The organism is Flavihumibacter sp. CACIAM 22H1, assembly GCF_001601815.1.
In the GTDB taxonomy this organism is placed as follows: Bacteria; Bacteroidota; Bacteroidia; order Chitinophagales; family Chitinophagaceae; genus Flavihumibacter.
Genome location: NZ_LUKG01000029.1, coordinates 34,807 through 49,263, shown reverse-complemented (window position 1 = coordinate 49,263; position 14,457 = coordinate 34,807). Strand labels below are relative to the sequence as shown.

The 14,457-nt window shown below is 45.5% G+C and carries 15 protein-coding genes and 1 pseudogene; 10 read left to right on the top strand and 6 right to left on the bottom strand.

Going from position 1 to position 14,457, the window contains the following annotated elements; genetic code table 11:
- Positions 1-37: 37 nt before the first annotated feature.
- The 3 genes and pseudogenes from A1D16_RS10160 to fmt form a co-directional block, all read right to left on the bottom strand.
- Positions 38-1,419: pseudogene (locus tag A1D16_RS10160) on the bottom strand (DUF4403 family protein).
- 44 nt (positions 1,420-1,463) lie between these two features.
- Complete coding sequence (locus A1D16_RS10155; RefSeq protein ID WP_290709252.1) at positions 1,464-2,339, bottom strand: bestrophin family protein; 876 nt, start codon at positions 2,337-2,339, stop codon at positions 1,464-1,466.
- Positions 2,336-3,292, bottom strand: a complete 957-nt coding sequence (gene fmt / locus A1D16_RS10150) for a methionyl-tRNA formyltransferase (RefSeq protein ID WP_290709251.1) — start codon at positions 3,290-3,292, stop codon at positions 2,336-2,338. Before fmt ends, A1D16_RS10155 begins: the two co-directional genes overlap by 4 nt.
- A gap of 116 nt (positions 3,293-3,408) precedes the next feature.
- On the opposite strand from fmt, the gene A1D16_RS10145 reads away from it, so the two are divergent.
- The gene (locus tag A1D16_RS10145; RefSeq protein WP_290709250.1) at positions 3,409-3,864 is read left to right on the top strand and encodes a peptidylprolyl isomerase; all 456 of its coding nucleotides are present in this window, start codon (positions 3,409-3,411) and stop codon (positions 3,862-3,864) included.
- Between the two features lie 31 nt (positions 3,865-3,895).
- Here A1D16_RS10145 and A1D16_RS10140 read toward each other — a convergent pair whose 3' ends face one another.
- Positions 3,896-4,729: a type II CAAX endopeptidase family protein gene (locus tag A1D16_RS10140; RefSeq protein ID WP_290709249.1), complete on the bottom strand. Its 834-nt coding sequence runs from the start codon at positions 4,727-4,729 to the stop codon at positions 3,896-3,898.
- Between the two features lie 33 nt (positions 4,730-4,762).
- On the opposite strand from A1D16_RS10140, the gene pepT reads away from it, so the two are divergent.
- The 4 genes from pepT to A1D16_RS10120 all read left to right on the top strand — a co-directional run bounded on the left by pepT (position 4,763) and on the right by A1D16_RS10120 (position 8,169).
- Positions 4,763-6,010 carry a peptidase T gene (pepT, locus tag A1D16_RS10135; RefSeq protein ID WP_290709248.1) on the top strand — a complete coding sequence of 416 codons (1,248 nt, stop codon included), beginning with the start codon at positions 4,763-4,765 and terminating at the stop codon, positions 6,008-6,010.
- 33 nt (positions 6,011-6,043) lie between these two features.
- Entirely contained in the window at positions 6,044-6,973 is a 930-nt protein-coding gene (locus A1D16_RS10130) for an SPFH domain-containing protein (RefSeq protein ID WP_290709247.1), read from the top strand.
- An 83-nt stretch (positions 6,974-7,056) separates the two neighbouring features.
- On the top strand, positions 7,057-7,755 hold the full coding sequence (locus A1D16_RS10125) for a MotA/TolQ/ExbB proton channel family protein (protein WP_290709246.1): 699 nt from the start codon (positions 7,057-7,059) through the stop codon (positions 7,753-7,755).
- A 9-nt stretch (positions 7,756-7,764) separates the two neighbouring features.
- The gene (locus tag A1D16_RS10120) at positions 7,765-8,169 is read left to right on the top strand and encodes a biopolymer transporter ExbD (RefSeq protein ID WP_290709245.1); all 405 of its coding nucleotides are present in this window, start codon (positions 7,765-7,767) and stop codon (positions 8,167-8,169) included.
- On the opposite strand, the gene prmC is transcribed toward A1D16_RS10120, so the two are convergent.
- A complete protein-coding gene (gene prmC, locus A1D16_RS10115; RefSeq protein WP_290709244.1) occupies positions 8,170-9,018 on the bottom strand; it encodes a peptide chain release factor N(5)-glutamine methyltransferase in 849 nt (282 codons plus the stop codon).
- A 65-nt stretch (positions 9,019-9,083) separates the two neighbouring features.
- On the opposite strand from prmC, the gene A1D16_RS10110 reads away from it, so the two are divergent.
- The 5 genes from A1D16_RS10110 to A1D16_RS10090 all read left to right on the top strand — a co-directional run bounded on the left by A1D16_RS10110 (position 9,084) and on the right by A1D16_RS10090 (position 12,198).
- On the top strand, positions 9,084-9,890 hold the full coding sequence (locus A1D16_RS10110; protein WP_290709243.1) for an SDR family oxidoreductase: 807 nt from the start codon (positions 9,084-9,086) through the stop codon (positions 9,888-9,890).
- A gap of 38 nt (positions 9,891-9,928) precedes the next feature.
- Entirely contained in the window at positions 9,929-10,384 is a 456-nt protein-coding gene (locus A1D16_RS10105; protein ID WP_290709242.1) for a cold-shock protein, read from the top strand.
- Between the two features lie 18 nt (positions 10,385-10,402).
- On the top strand, positions 10,403-10,993 hold the full coding sequence (locus A1D16_RS10100) for an HPP family protein (protein WP_290709241.1): 591 nt from the start codon (positions 10,403-10,405) through the stop codon (positions 10,991-10,993).
- A gap of 84 nt (positions 10,994-11,077) precedes the next feature.
- Positions 11,078-11,362 (top strand): hypothetical protein, encoded by a 285-nt coding sequence (locus tag A1D16_RS10095; protein WP_290709240.1) that lies wholly within the window; start codon positions 11,078-11,080, stop codon positions 11,360-11,362.
- A gap of 80 nt (positions 11,363-11,442) precedes the next feature.
- Positions 11,443-12,198: a Bax inhibitor-1/YccA family protein gene (locus tag A1D16_RS10090; protein WP_290709239.1), complete on the top strand. Its 756-nt coding sequence runs from the start codon at positions 11,443-11,445 to the stop codon at positions 12,196-12,198.
- A gap of 3 nt (positions 12,199-12,201) precedes the next feature.
- Here the strand turns inward: A1D16_RS10090 and A1D16_RS10085 are convergent, their stop codons facing one another.
- The gene (locus A1D16_RS10085; protein WP_290709238.1) at positions 12,202-14,397 is read right to left on the bottom strand and encodes a radical SAM protein; all 2,196 of its coding nucleotides are present in this window, start codon (positions 14,395-14,397) and stop codon (positions 12,202-12,204) included.
- Positions 14,398-14,457: the final 60 nt, after the last annotated feature.

Here is a 14,457-nt window from a genome sequence, read left to right as displayed (position 1 = left end):
GAATGATCCCAGTCCGCTTTGGTTTGAAACAGTTTGATTATTGCTGGGGTAGTTGGGTGATGACGAGGTTTGCAATTCCTTTTACCTGCGCCTGCACCTGCACATTGTCTTTGTTAATGACCAGACCGGTTAAACGTAGGTCTTCTGTATGCCCTTTCATAAAGATGCCTTCCATGATGGTACGGTTAAACTGTGCATCAATTTTGGCTTTATTTTCAGGTACAAATCGCGTACATTTATTTTTGCCTGTTGACGCAGGTTTTCGAGTATTTGCCGGTTAAAGAAGGTTTTACCAACAGCCAAAACAAGGCTGGATGAATTGAGGTCGTATTCCAGGTCAGGAACTTCCAGTTGCTGGCTGTGAAGGTTCAGTTCGGGGGTGCCGGTTAAAAACAACGTGCCTTTTTTAGTGCCGGTAAAACTGATCTTAAACCGTACTTTATACTGGTCCAGTCCGCTTACCTCTACCGAAGAGATCATTATTTTTTCTCCTTTTACATCAAAGGAACGGTTTCTCAGGGTCCTGGTTAATAACGTGTCGATGGTAAGATAATCGTACACGGCATTGGTGGTAAGTGTAAACCCATCGCCATTAACAACACCGGTAAGCGGGGGTAAATGCCGGGTAACCGAAGTGTTGACACTGTCAGAACTGATTTCCGGGAAACAGGAAATGCCGGCTGTAAAACGTAGGGTATCACCGGTAAGGTTAATAGCCCCCAGTTTTACGGAATTGGCATTTAATTTCATATAACCATACGTGCTCAACGGAATTTTTTTACCGGCTTTTTCGGCAAGTGGGTTCAGTACTTCATCAAAGCGAAGATTTCGCAGGTTATTGTCGATTTCTTTCCCATAAAAATTGACAGAGGCTGCAATGCTGTCCATTACCTGCTGGGTAACATCATTGTTAAAAACGGTAACAACACATTTATCTACTGCCTGTACTTTTTCAACACGGGTACTGGTTTGTAAGCGATAGTCAGCAGTAAATTTTAAATCTGATACCAGTTGAATCGCCACTCTTCTCATCGGTTCATCGCCAAAACCACAACTGCCATTGATCCAGGGTGAAACAGACTGACCCAATACGCAAACCGTTTTACTGCCTGCTATTTGATATTTCCCGTTCATATTCATGGTAACCCGGTTGTTGAGACAACTGAATTGAAAACCAGCTCTTAAAAAACGGTATTTATACCGAAAATCACAGCCGCTTGGCATATAGGCCGGCCAGCCCTCGGAGGTAATTTCTTTGGGTGCCAGTTGTTCTGCCTGTTGAAGAAAGGGCTTAATAACTACTTTAACCGGTATATGAATAACCGATTCTGTAAGTGGCGCCAGGGTTTTTACAATAGGTTGCGAAACCGGGCTGGTGGTTTTCTTAGCCGTGCCACAGGCTGAGGCAATCAAGATCATACAACCAATACCAAGAGAATTAAAGCGGTTTATCATACGGTAATTCAAAGTAATTCAGTAATGTGTTTACGGATATTTTCGGTTATTTTTTCAGTGGGTACATCGTTGGCATCACCACCAAAGGGATCTTCAATTTCCTCTGCGATCAGTTCCAGGCTGGCCAACACATAAAATACAAAAGCCACTACCGGAATTACCAGGTAACCCATATTGAAAACGAACCCGATCGGCAGGGTAATTACATAAATGAAGATGAATTTTTTAATAAACACACTATAGGAATAAGGAATGGGGGTGTTTTTAATACGTTCGCAGGCTCCGCAAATATCGGTGAAGGATTGTAGCTCGGCATTGAGAATAATAAGCTGATCTCCGCTGATTACTCCTTTCCGATACAATTCCTGAATACGTTTCATCAGCAGGGAGGCTACCTGGTTGGGAAGGTGGCGGGTTTGATCTACTTCTAATTCCGGATGATCGATTTCATCCAGGGCAAGCCTGGTTTTTTCAGAACGCAGGTGATCTCTTAACATGCTTGCATACAAGGGTATAGACTTGCGGAAAAAGTTACGGTTAGCCTGGTCCTCCGGGGGCAGCATGCTGTCCAGTTTTAACGCCAGGTTTCTGGTATTATTGGTAAGGGCACCCCAGAGTTTCCGTCCTTCCCACCAGCGGTCATAGGCGGTATTTGTCCGGAAAACCAGGAGCATAGAAATGGCAAATCCAAGTAAACTATGCATCAGTGAAACGGACTTGAGGTGACTGTTGTCCGATAGTTTCAGCACTTCTACTTCCAGGTAAGCCACTCCCCAGGAGTACAAGCAGATCAGTAGTACCAATGGAAAAAGCTGGCGTACTGTATCTGCTTTGTGGAGTTTGAAAAGAACCGATAGCCAGTCTTTAGTATTATAAGTTATCATTGGCGGGTTGATTGAGTCGTAAAACGATAGCCGCGTAAAAAATCGGCGATCTTCATTTTTTTCTTGCCTTGTAATTGAATTTCCTCCAGGAAAATATATCCATCCGGTGCTGCAAATTTCAGAAAACTTTGCTGATCTGTTTCAAACTGGCCAGGCGCGGAGCCAGGGTTTACCCGTTCTTTGCGCGAAGCAAAAATTTTAAGGGTTTTACCTTCCAGTAGGGTGAATGCGCCGGGGTATGGGGCAAGTCCGCGGATCAGGTTATATATGGTGTCTATAGGCTGAAACCAGTTAATATGGCAGGTTTCGGTAAATATCTTGGGTGCATGGTGCAGCGGGGGCTTGTTTTCCTGCAGGGTTTCCTGGGGAATTTCCTGCAGGGTGCCGGCAGCCAGTGCTTGAATGGTTTTTACCAGGGTAGCTGCACCCAATATTTTCATCCGGTCATGCACCGACCCGGCATCCTCTTCTTCACCAATAGGCATTTTTTCCTGTAATAAAATATTGCCGGTATCAATGGCATGTTGCAGTTTAAACGTGGTTACACCGGTTTCTTTTTCCCCATTGATTACTGCCCAGTTAATGGGAGCGGCTCCCCGGTAGTTGGGTAGTAAGGAGCCATGCACATTTATGGTGCCCATTGGGGGGCGATTCCATACCAACTCGGGTAACATACGAAAAGCAACCACCACCTGCAGATCGGGGTTGAGCGCATCCAGTTTTTCCAGGAAATGCGGATCGCGCAGCTTCTCCGGCTGCAGTACCGGCAACTGGTGCGCGCGGGCATAGGTTTTTACTGCACTTTCCTGTAATTGCATACCCCTGCCAGCTGGCCGGTCGGGGGCTGTAACAACACCAACTATGGTACAACCGGCTTTTACCAGGGCATCCAGGGATGCAACGGCAAAATCAGGGGTTCCCATAAAAACGATGCGGAGCGAACGAAAATCCATGGATGATCAGTTAATAAGGGGGTAATGGAAGGGGACAAATATAACGGTTTGGTAGCAGGAGCTATCCCGCTTTTCCCTTACCTTGTGTGCTGAATTGATCAATTTAAATATTTTTTATGCAACAAGTACAATCTGGCGATACCGTTAAAGTACATTACCATGGTCGCCTAACTGATGGAACTACCTTTGACAGTTCAGAGGGAAGAGATCCATTGGAGTTTCAGGTAGGCAGTGGAATGGTAATCGCCGGTTTCGACAACGGTGTGATGGGTATGCTGGTAGGGGATAAGAAAACCGTTCATATTCCTGTTGATGACGCCTATGGTCCGAAAAATCCCGATATGATTATCGAGTTTCCCAAAGAACAGGTGCCTGCAGATATGCCGATGGAAGTAGGTATGCGCCTCAACCTGAATAATAGCCAGGGCCAGGTGGTTCCGGTTGTTATTACCGAAATTCAGGATGCGGCCATTTTGCTGGATGCCAATCATCCACTGGCCGGCGAAGACCTGGTTTTTGATATTGAACTGGTAGAAATTATCGGTGCCCCATCCCGCATAATTATGCCTTAACAGGTTTGTATAAGATTGAAAAATGGCTGCTCTAAAGCAGCCATTTTTTTTGGAATTGTTTCGTGTAAACAGCCAATAAAACAAGTATGGTCAACAACATCAGGGCCGTGTTGATAATAGAGCCTTCAAAGCCAAAATTGCCACCAGTAAGTATATCAGCGCCGGTTTGCTGCTGAACCAGTATAGAAGGAAGTGAAAGGCCGCTGACCTCATAGCCGAGTACAGGTCCCTGTATAAAATTCCAGCTAAAGTGCAGCCCGATTCCAAACCAGAGATTACGGGTAAAAATGAAGTTTATTCCTAATAATAATCCCGCCAGAAAAACATTCAGGATGGATAAAACGGAGGCATTTGGATTCGTTCCGTGAAAGAGCGCAAAAATCATAGCGGATAGGAGCAGGGCCGTAAATGGGTGCAGGGATTTCATCAGGTTATTCAATATATAACCCCGGAAAGCCAGTTCTTCATAAAATGCCACCAGCAGCATTAAACCAAGTGAAAGCCAGAAAGCCTGTCCATTCCATTGTACTTCTGCCCATTCTATGGCATTCATCAACAATAAAATGCAACTGCCACTGCCTAATATGGCAAGGGCCACCAGTAAACCCACGATGCAGTCTTTCTGAAAGCCTTTCCATTCCCATCCCAGGGAAACCCAGCTTTCGCGGTCGAGGTAAATGCGGAGAAAATAAGTGAGGAGGCCGGTAAGGACCGCCATTAGGGTAGTGGTAAGATAAACATCAAATCCCAGCAGTGCGCCAATTGTTCCCCCGCCTATAAGCACACCCAGAAACAGGAGTGTATAAACGATTACCCGAACATATCCCGGTAAATTCCAGGGTTTATCAATAACCTGCTTTGCCATCAATATATTAATTTGGCCGAAAATTAACCAAACATGCCCGAAATAGATCGGTTTACTGTAAAGGAGCGTCTAATGCGCTATGTGCAGATTGATACGCAAAGTGATCCATACAGTGAAACCCAGCCCAGTACGGAAAAACAAAAGAACCTGTCTCGTTTGTTGGTAGAGGAGTTACAGGCTATGGGAATTGCCGATGCGCACCTGGATGAATTCGGATATGTATATGCAACCATTCCGGCCACTAGTGCTAAAAAGGTGCCGGTGATTTGTTTTTGTTCGCATGTAGATACGGCTCCTGACTGCAGTGGTGCCGGGGTGCGGCCTATTCTGCATACCAATTATTCCGGAGCTCCTCTGGTATTGCCCGATGATCCGACACAGGTAATAAGGGTGGAAGACCATCCATACCTCGCGGAAAAGATCGGGGACGATATTATTACGGCATCCGGTACCACCTTGCTCGGTGCAGATGATAAAGCCGGGCTTGCTATTATAATGGATATGGCAGCGTACCTGGCTGCAAAACCGGGTTTGCAGCACGGCGAAATAAAAATCCTTTTTACACCCGACGAGGAAATAGGAAGAGGCGTGGACAAAGTGGATCTTAAAAAACTGGGCGCATCGGTTGCTTATACCCTAGATGCCGGTGAACTGGGCAGCCTGGAAGATGAAAATTTTTCGGCTGATGCTATGACGGTTTATTTCCATGGAATTGCCGCACATCCCGGATCCGCCAAAGGTAAAATGATCAATGCCCTAAAGCTGGCCGGAGAATTCCTGGCTGCCCTGCCAAAGGAAAAATTAGCTCCCGAAGTAACGGAAGGCAGGGAAGGCTTTGTTCATCCGGTTCGGATGGCGGGAGGGGCTGAACTGGCACAGGTAGATTTTATCATCCGTGATTTTGATACCCAACAGCTTGGTGAGCATGAATACCTGCTACAACACCTGGCAGACGAAGTGGTATTAAAATATCCGGGTGCCCGCACCAGTTATGAGGTGAAAGAGCAATACCGAAATATGAAGGAAGTACTGAAGGCGTTTCCGAACGTAGTAGCGCTGGCGGAAGAAGCTATGAAGCGGTCTGGCATTAGGCCCCGGAACTTTCCTATTCGGGGAGGAACAGACGGCGCCCGGTTATCCTTTATGGGCCTGCCTTGCCCGAATCTCTTTACCGGTGAAATGTCTTTGCACAGTAAGCAGGAATATGTAAGTGTTCAGGATATGGAAAAATCAGTTCGGGTATTGCTGGAATTGGTGCAGCTTTGGGAAAGAAACTCCTGAGAATAATAGTATATTAACCCCAAATCTAAATGTATGTTTGATGTTCTTTTATCGAGCTGGTGGATAATTTTCCTGGTACTGGCTGCCTTGGCCGGCCTTAAAACAATCAACCAGGGAAGTATTGGTGTAGTAACGATGTTTGGAAAGTACCGTCGTATTCTGCACCCCGGTCTGAATTTTATTATTCCTTTCCTGGAGCAGATATCGAAAAGGGTTTCCATTCAGAACCGTTCGGTAGAATTGGAATTTCAGGCAGTAACGGCAGACCAGGCCAATGTGTATTTTAAAAGCATGCTGTTGTACGCTGTTCAGAATGAACAGGAAGAAACCATTAAAAAAGTGGCGTTTAAATTCATCAGCGAGCGAGATCTGATGCAGGCATTAAGCCGTACGATTGAAGGAACCATACGATCCTTTGTGGCTACTAAGCGGCAGGCAGAAATTCTGGGATTACGGAAAGAGATTGTAGAATATGTAAAGGATCAGATAGACCAGTTGCTGGAAGAATGGGGTTATCATTTATTAGATCTGCAGATTAATGATATTACCTTCGACCAGGTTATTATGGACTCTATGAGCCGGGTGGTAGCTTCGCATAACCTGAAGGCTGCCGCAGAAAACGAGGGACAAGCATTGCTGATTACCAAAACCAAGGGCGCCGAAGCGGAAGGGAATGCTATCAAAATTGCAGCAGAGGCCGAGCGGGAAGCAGCCCGTTTGAGAGGACAGGGGGTTGCACTTTTCCGGGAAGAAGTGGCCAAAGGAATGAGCGAAGCTGCAGATCGTATGCGGCAGGCCAACCTGGACACCAATGTTATACTTTTCAGTATGTGGACGGAAGCCGTAAAAAACTTTGCTGAATATGGTAAAGGAAATGTTATTTTCCTGGATGGCAGTGCAGAAGGCATGGAGAAAACGATGAAGCAGATTCAGGCCATGATGGTTAAACAGGTAGGTGCCTGATTCCTGCTGCTGCAGAATCTTTAGAATTCATTAGCAAATAATAGCCTTATTTTCACACCCGACAAATTGTATAAAACAACCCGATGAACTTGTTCCTCCTTCAGATTGCAGATACCGCCAGACAATTGGCGAATGGTGCCCAGGCAACTACCAATGAAGCAAAAGATCTCAGTATGATCAACCTGCTTTTTCAGGGTGGTCCATTGATGATTCCCCTGTTTTTGTTGCTGGTTATTGCGGTGTATTTCTTTTTTGAACGTTACCTGGCCATTAAAAAAGCCAGTAAAATTGATGAGAACTTTATGAGTATCATCAAGGATCATATTTTAAGTGGTAATGTGGCTGCGGCCAGGTCGTTGGCAAAAAACACCAATAACCCGGTGGCAAGAATAATTGATAAAGGCTTGCAACGGATTGGCAAACCAATCGATGCTATTGAAAAAAGTATGGAAAATGTAGGCCGGTTGGAAATGTATAAGCTTGAAAAAAACCTGTCGGTATTATCACTGGTTTCTGGTATAGCGCCGATGTTCGGTTTTCTTGGCACCATCGTGGGGATGGTTCAGTTATTCTATGGTATTTCTTCTACCGGTGAATACACCCTCAGCACTATTGCCAGTGGTATTTATGTTAAGATGATTACTTCGGCAACCGGGTTGATCATTGGTTTGCTTTCCTATGTAGGGCATAGTTTCCTGAATGCCCAGGTAGATAAAACGGTAAACCGGATGGAAGTGGCCAGCTCAGATTTTATTGATACCCTGCAGGAACCAACGAGATAAAGGAAAAGCATGAACTTAAAACGACGTTTAAGAGGCCATGCCGAGGTACATACCGGCGCACTGAATGATATCCTGTTCATTCTGTTGCTGTTTTTCCTGATCGTATCTACCCTGGCTAATCCGAATGTGATCAAACTTTCTCAGCCGAAAGCTAAGAGTGATACGAAGGCAAAACAAACCGTAGTGGTTTCAATTGATGCTAATAATCAGTTTTTTGTGGGTACTTCCAAAGTAAGTATGGAGGAGTTAAAAGCGAAGTTGCAACCCATCCTGGCTAAGGAAACGGATCAGCCGTCGGTCGTAATTAATGCCGATAAGCAGGTGCCTATTGAAAATGTGGTAGCGGTGATGCGGGTTGCCCGTGAGCTGGGGGCTCGTTCTGTTTTAGCGGTTGATAAAAACGGGGTGCAATAACTAGGGGCGGATGGCCTTGATCATTCGTTCTTTACCCTGCATATCATTTCGTATTTCCACCTGCCTCAGACCTGTTTGTTCTAACACCTGTCTGACGCCTACGGCGTGTGATTCATGAATCTCCAGGTAAACTCCTGTACCGGGCTGGCATCGTTCCATGGCAAAACGGGCAATTGCCGTGTAAAAAAGATAGGGGGCCTCATCGGGTACAAAAAGGGCCATGCCGGGCTCAAACTCTACTACATGCCGACTCATGGTAGCCGCTTCTTTCTTAGGAATATAAGGGGGATTACTTACAATACAGGTGGGGTTTGGCAAAGATGACCAGCTTGCCTCCTGTGTAAAATCCAGTTCCAGCCAGTGTATATCAGCATGCAGGCGGCTTGCATTTAATGCCGCCACAGTTAAGGCTGCAGCACTGCTATCACAGCTATAAATCCGGGCGGCAGGCAGTTTTTTTGCCAGGCTGACGGGGATACAACCACTACCCGATCCTATGTCCAGGATCAGAGGTGCGTCTGCCAGTTTATAGTCCCGGATTATCCATTCTACCAATTCTTCTGTTTCAGGACGCGGAATTAAAACCCGTTCATCCACAAAAAACGGCATTTCCTGAAACCAGGCCTCATTCAGTACGTATTGGATCGGGCGGTGTTTTAATAATTGTTCCAGCATTTCCTCCAGTTGCCATTGCTGCTTATCGGAAAGATCGGCCGCAGTAAGCTGTCTCAACGACTGTTTGGATAACCCGGTGATTTTTTCCAGTAGCATGCCTGAAATAAGGTCGGCTTCCTGTTTTCCGTAAAGAGGGCTGAGTTGCCGTATAATATGATCGCGTGGTGTAGCCAAAAACGGGGCCTTGTTTGATCGGGTAAAGGTAGGCGCACTGGCCCAATTTTTTTGTAATTTATGCTATGACTGAAAAAAAACTCAAAGGGCAGGTGGCCCTTGTTACAGGTGGTAGCTCAGGAATAGGACGTGCTATCGCAATTGCATTAGGGAAAGCAGGGGCTGCGGTAATTGTAAATTATGCCTCCAGCGCTGCTTCGGCGGAGGAAGTTGCAGCAGAAATTCGGGCCGGTGGTTCTGACGCCATTGCAATAAAAGCCGATGTAAGCCGGGAAGAAGAAGTGTTTTCTATGTTTGGGGAAATAATTCAACAATACGGCACCCTGGATATCCTGGTGAATAATGCAGGCCTGCAGCAGGATGCCCCTTTTGATGAAATGACCCTGGAACAATGGCAAAAAGTGATTGATGTAAACCTTACCGGTCAGTTCCTCTGCGCCAGAGAAGCAATCCGCGAATTTCTACGCAGAGGTTTGCAACCCGAACGTTCCAGGGCTTGTGGAAAAATTATCTGCATGAGCTCGGTGCATGAATTAATTCCATGGGCTGGACATGTAAACTACGCGGCATCCAAGGGCGCCATTAAAATGCTGATGCAAAGCCTGGCACAGGAATACGGACCCCGGCAGATCAGGGTGAATAGTATTTGCCCGGGTGCCATCCGAACCCCCATTAACAAGGCTGCCTGGGAAACGCCCCAGGCTTACCAGCAGCTGATGACACTGATCCCCTATAACAGGATAGGTGAACCGCAGGATGTTGGCAACCTGGCTGTTTTCCTGGCATCCGATGATTCGGATTATATAACCGGGGCCAGCATCTTTATTGACGGGGGCATGGCGGTATACGAAAGTTTTGCAGATGGCGGATAAAAATCCGACCTTCATTGTTCACCAAACAAGATTTGCGTATGGCCAGGTCGAAAGAGTCGTTCAATAAGAAGGAAATGGAGAAAAAGCGGGCGAAAAAGAAGCAGGAGAAGGAAGAACGCAAGGATGAGCGGAAGCAAGAGGCCAAAAAAGGGAAGTCTCTGGAAGATATGATGGCTTATATTGACGCAGATGGCAATATTGTCAGCACGCCGCCAGACCCTTCTGCAAAAGTGGAGATAAATGTTGAAGATATCCAGATCAGCGTACCTAAACAGGCCGAATTATCGCCGGAAGACCTGATCCGGTCAGGGGTTATATCTTTTATGAACGAGGCCAAAGGGTTTGGCTTTATCCGTGATTTACAGACCCAGGAAAGTATTTTTGTTCATGTAAACGAGATGCAAACCCGTTTAGGGGAAAATGATAAAGTGAACTTTGAAGTGGTAAGTGGTCCGAAAGGATACAGCGCCATCAACGTACGTAAGATGAAATAAGTTCAATGTTTGGTGACCATGTTTAAGAAACGATTCAAACGAACCCTTCGTTATTCCAGGTACATTTATTATAAAGAAACACTTGTTAACAGAGAAGAAAAGTTTTGGTCGTTCCTCGGTTCTTTTATTGGTATTGGAATTATTGCATTTTGGCAAAGTCATGCCCTGCAAGATTCAGACAGCTTATTCCTGATCGGCTCCTTTGGGGCATCCAGTGTATTGGTCTACGGAATTATTCAAAGCCCATTAGCCCAACCAAGGAATTTAATCGGCGGTCACCTGGTATCCGCGTTCATCGGTGTAAGCATTCAGTTGTTGCTGCCGGATATTATCTGGATAACTGCGCCATTAGCGGTTTCACTGTCAATTATAGCCATGCAGTTCACTAAAACACTGCATCCACCTGGCGGCGCTACCGCACTGCTGGCAGTGATCGGCTCAGATAAAATAAAGCTCTTAGGATATACCTATATCTTCTTCCCGGTATTAAGCGGCGCACTTGTATTATTACTGGTAGCCCTTGTTTTTAATAATATTACCCCTAAACGCAGCTACCCCATCAACCGGAACTATAAAAAAAGGATCAGGAAATTGTTGTTGCTGCGCTAATGTATTTTAACGTTTGGGGCTTAACTAAATAAAAGTTCAGTTGTTTTTAGTACCTATTTAATCATATTTATAAATTGAAGCAGTATGAATTGGATCAAAAGAACAGGTGTTTTACTGGTGTTACTGTTTTCTACATTGGCGGTTCCGGTAGTATCACATGCCCAGACCGGGGATTTTAAAAAGCAGGAACGACGTGTTGCAAAAGCAGAGAAGAAATCAAAAAAAGCTGCCAAAAAAGCTAAAAAGCAGAAAAAGAGGCTCAATAGATCCGAAAAGAAATTAAAAAAGGAAAAGAAAAGGCAGGAAAAAAATCTTCGCCGTCAGCAGCGCGCATTGCGGAAATCAGTAGGAGCAAGCCCGGTGGAATAAACAAAAAGGGTTAAAAGGCGGTGGTCCCCGTTTTTGTTTCTATATGATTTTTACTATTTTGGCTGCTCAAACATGATTCTATGGCATTATTTAAATCTGGAAATCCGGCGTTATCTGAAAAAAAATTCGAAGCTTCTCTTGTAGGAAATGCTGCTGAAGCAATGACTGAAAGAGGTACAATGAATAAGTTCATTTTCCTTTTTTTCCTTCTTATGTCTTCTGCCTTACTTACCTGGAAAGCTTATTTTGAAGGGGTGAATGTTATGCCCTGGGTAATTGGGGCGGCCATTGTAGGGCTGGTATTGGCTTTGGCCATTAGTTTTCGTCCTCATTGGGGCCCTTATGCTGCGCCTGCCTACGGGTTGGTAAAAGGGGTGTTTGTGGGTGGTATTTCTGCGGTTTATTCAGATGCGTTTGCAGCGGTTGCACCTGGTATTGTAATGCAGGCAGTTGCCTTAACATTCGGTACCGTACTTGCAATGTATGTACTGTACCGTACCGGAACTATTAAAGCCACGGAACGATTTAAATCCATCGTATTTACAGCTACGGCCGGTATCGCAATTTTTTACCTGATTGCAATGGTGCTCCGTTTATTTGGAGTGGATATAGCTTTTCTGCATGAAGGCAGTTTGTTAGGTATTGGGTTTTCGTTATTTGTGGTAGCTATTGCGGCATTAAACCTGATCCTTGATTTTGATATGATCGAAACAGGGGTAAAGATGGGAGCGCCCAAATACATGGAGTGGTTTGGCGCATTCGGCCTGATGGTTACAATTATTTGGCTGTATGTAGAAATGCTGCGCCTTTTGAGCAAATTAAGCAGCCGCGATTAAACTTTAGAATTGGAACAAGCCAGCTTTATACATAGTATTCATTGGTTTGTTGTCCCAGAATAATTCAAAGTCTGGTAAACCGGCCGTTTCATAGGAAATTTGAATTTCCTGCCGGGTGCTGATTTTACCAGAACCGATCTGTAACTGAGGGAGTGTGGCAAGCAGCCATGCTCCCTCTTCTTTTTGCAGCCGGATGGTATGGGTGGATTGGCTTGTTTCAAAATGAAGTTCCATCAATTCCCATTGCTGGCCTTTCTTGGATTTAATGACCATTTCAGATGCAGGTAATTCCCCGGTGAAAACAATTTTGGTTCCTGGCTTAGTTGCGGGTAATTCCTCTTCTTCCAGCACTTGTTGAATATAGTTCGGTGCAATACTGGTTTTCGGAACTTTAAAATCAAACCATTTGTGCAACGGATAGTCAAGGCAGTTGCCATGCATAAAATTCAACAATGATTTTTTTAATCCATACCCATAAGCTGCATGGTCTGCGCCGGTCGGGTCCTCGTGTTCCACATCATTGTCGGCAAACCCGATATGTACAGGCTTAATTGCTTTTACCTGGTATTTATCGGGGTTCAGTCCAACCGGGCTGTGTGCGGTCATGGTAAACTGGTGCCAGAAGGCACTTTGCAACACACCGGTTGCAAATAGCTGACGGACCATTTCAAGCGAATCAATGGTTTCCTGGTCGGTTTGAGTTGGGAATCCATACATCAGGTAGGCATGTACCATAATGCCAGCTTCGGTAAAGTGTTTGTTGACTTTTGCAACCTGGGCAACGGTAATTCCTTTGTCAATTAATGCAAGCAGGCGGTCGGAAGCAACTTCCAGTCCGCCCGATACGCCAATACAGCCGGAAGCTTTTAACAGATAACAAAGATCGCGGGTAAAACTTTTTTCAAAACGGATATTGGTCCACCAGCTTACGATCAGTTTTCGTTGTAATATTTCCAGCGCAAGGGCACGCATCAGGGCAGGAGGGGCTGCTTCATCAACAAAATGAAATCCGTTATTGCCTGTTTGTTGAATAAGCGCTTCCATGCGGTCGGCAATAAGACTGGCTGTAACGGGTTCGTATAAACGAATATAATCCAGGCTGATATCGCAAAAAGTGCATTTGCCCCAGTAACATCCGTGGGCCATCGTAAGTTTGTTCCAACGCCCATCGCTCCATAAGGAATGCATGGGGTTAATGATTTCGATGGCCTGTATATAAGCATCGAGTGGAAGTCCGGTATAATCCGGCGTGCCGGTTTCTGTTTGTTTATAATCCCGGCAGCCGCCATGCTGGAAAAAGCGAATCGTATCTCCTTCCAACAGGTAAGTTCTTTTGAGTTCGGTAGCCGGTATTTTTTCATCGATGTATAACAGCAGTTGCTCCAGCGGTGCTTCACCGTCATCAAGAGTAATAAAGTCTATAAATTCAAATACACGCGGATCTTTAAGAGAACGTAATTCAGTATTCGGAAACCCGCCGCCCATGGCTATTTTAATGCCCGGATGCTGTGTTTTCAGGTATTGACCACACCGTAATGCCGCAAAAAGATTGCCTGGAAAGGGTACCGAAAAGGCAACCAGGTTGGGTTGGTGTGCCTGTACAGATGCTTCGAGTAAATGCAGCATTTTGCGATCGATAAATCCAGGGGGCTTTTGCAGGTAGGCGTAAAGCTCATCAAACTGGTTGGCTGACCTGGCCAGTTTCTCCGCATACCTGCTGAACCCAAAATGTTCATCAACAGTTTCCTGGATAAAATCAGACAGATCCTCCAGGTACATAGTTGCCAGGTGTTTGGCTTTGTCCTGGGTTCCCATGGCACCAAATGCCCAGGCAAGGTCATCGAGTTGCGCAAACCGCCCGGCTTCGGGCAGAAAACTTCTGCGTGCAATACGGTGGGCGAGGGTGGGTTCCTTTCCCTGTAAAAACCGGATCAGGGAATCTATTGTCTGAATATAGCTATGCCGCAACCGGTAAATGCGCTGGGCATTGGCTGTTTTCTCTGTTGCGGGATCAACCTGTGCAAATAATTCAATAAGCCCTTGCTTGCTGAATACAGCCAGGGTTAAGTCAATACCCAGGTCTGCCTGAGCAGCTTCAATGCCCCGGGTATTCAGGAAACCCTTCAAATAAGCAGTGGCCGGGTAAGGCGTGTTCAACTGCGTAAAGGGAGGTGTCAAAAGAAATATCGGTGTACTCAAGAAGGCCCGTTTAGCCGGCAAATTTACCCTATTACTGGGTCAAAAAAATCGACAATTTCG

Excerpts from the sequence above, each read along its gene's own strand:
- A1D16_RS10155 (WP_290709252.1), bottom strand. The coding sequence starts at position 2,339 with ATGATAACTTATAATACTAAAGACTGGCTATCGGTTCTTTTCAAACTC.
- fmt (WP_290709251.1), bottom strand. The coding sequence starts at position 3,292 with ATGGATTTTCGTTCGCTCCGCATCGTTTTTATGGGAACCCCTGATTTT.
- A1D16_RS10145 (WP_290709250.1), top strand. The coding sequence starts at position 3,409 with ATGCAACAAGTACAATCTGGCGATACCGTTAAAGTACATTACCATGGT.
- A1D16_RS10140 (WP_290709249.1), bottom strand. The coding sequence starts at position 4,729 with ATGGCAAAGCAGGTTATTGATAAACCCTGGAATTTACCGGGATATGTT.
- pepT (WP_290709248.1), top strand. The coding sequence starts at position 4,763 with ATGCCCGAAATAGATCGGTTTACTGTAAAGGAGCGTCTAATGCGCTAT.
- A1D16_RS10130 (WP_290709247.1), top strand. The coding sequence starts at position 6,044 with ATGTTTGATGTTCTTTTATCGAGCTGGTGGATAATTTTCCTGGTACTG.
- A1D16_RS10125 (WP_290709246.1), top strand. The coding sequence starts at position 7,057 with ATGAACTTGTTCCTCCTTCAGATTGCAGATACCGCCAGACAATTGGCG.
- A1D16_RS10120 (WP_290709245.1), top strand. The coding sequence starts at position 7,765 with ATGAACTTAAAACGACGTTTAAGAGGCCATGCCGAGGTACATACCGGC.
- A1D16_RS10110 (WP_290709243.1), top strand. The coding sequence starts at position 9,084 with ATGACTGAAAAAAAACTCAAAGGGCAGGTGGCCCTTGTTACAGGTGGT.
- A1D16_RS10105 (WP_290709242.1), top strand. The coding sequence starts at position 9,929 with ATGGCCAGGTCGAAAGAGTCGTTCAATAAGAAGGAAATGGAGAAAAAG.
- A1D16_RS10100 (WP_290709241.1), top strand. The coding sequence starts at position 10,403 with ATGTTTAAGAAACGATTCAAACGAACCCTTCGTTATTCCAGGTACATT.
- A1D16_RS10095 (WP_290709240.1), top strand. The coding sequence starts at position 11,078 with ATGAATTGGATCAAAAGAACAGGTGTTTTACTGGTGTTACTGTTTTCT.
- A1D16_RS10090 (WP_290709239.1), top strand. The coding sequence starts at position 11,443 with ATGGCATTATTTAAATCTGGAAATCCGGCGTTATCTGAAAAAAAATTC.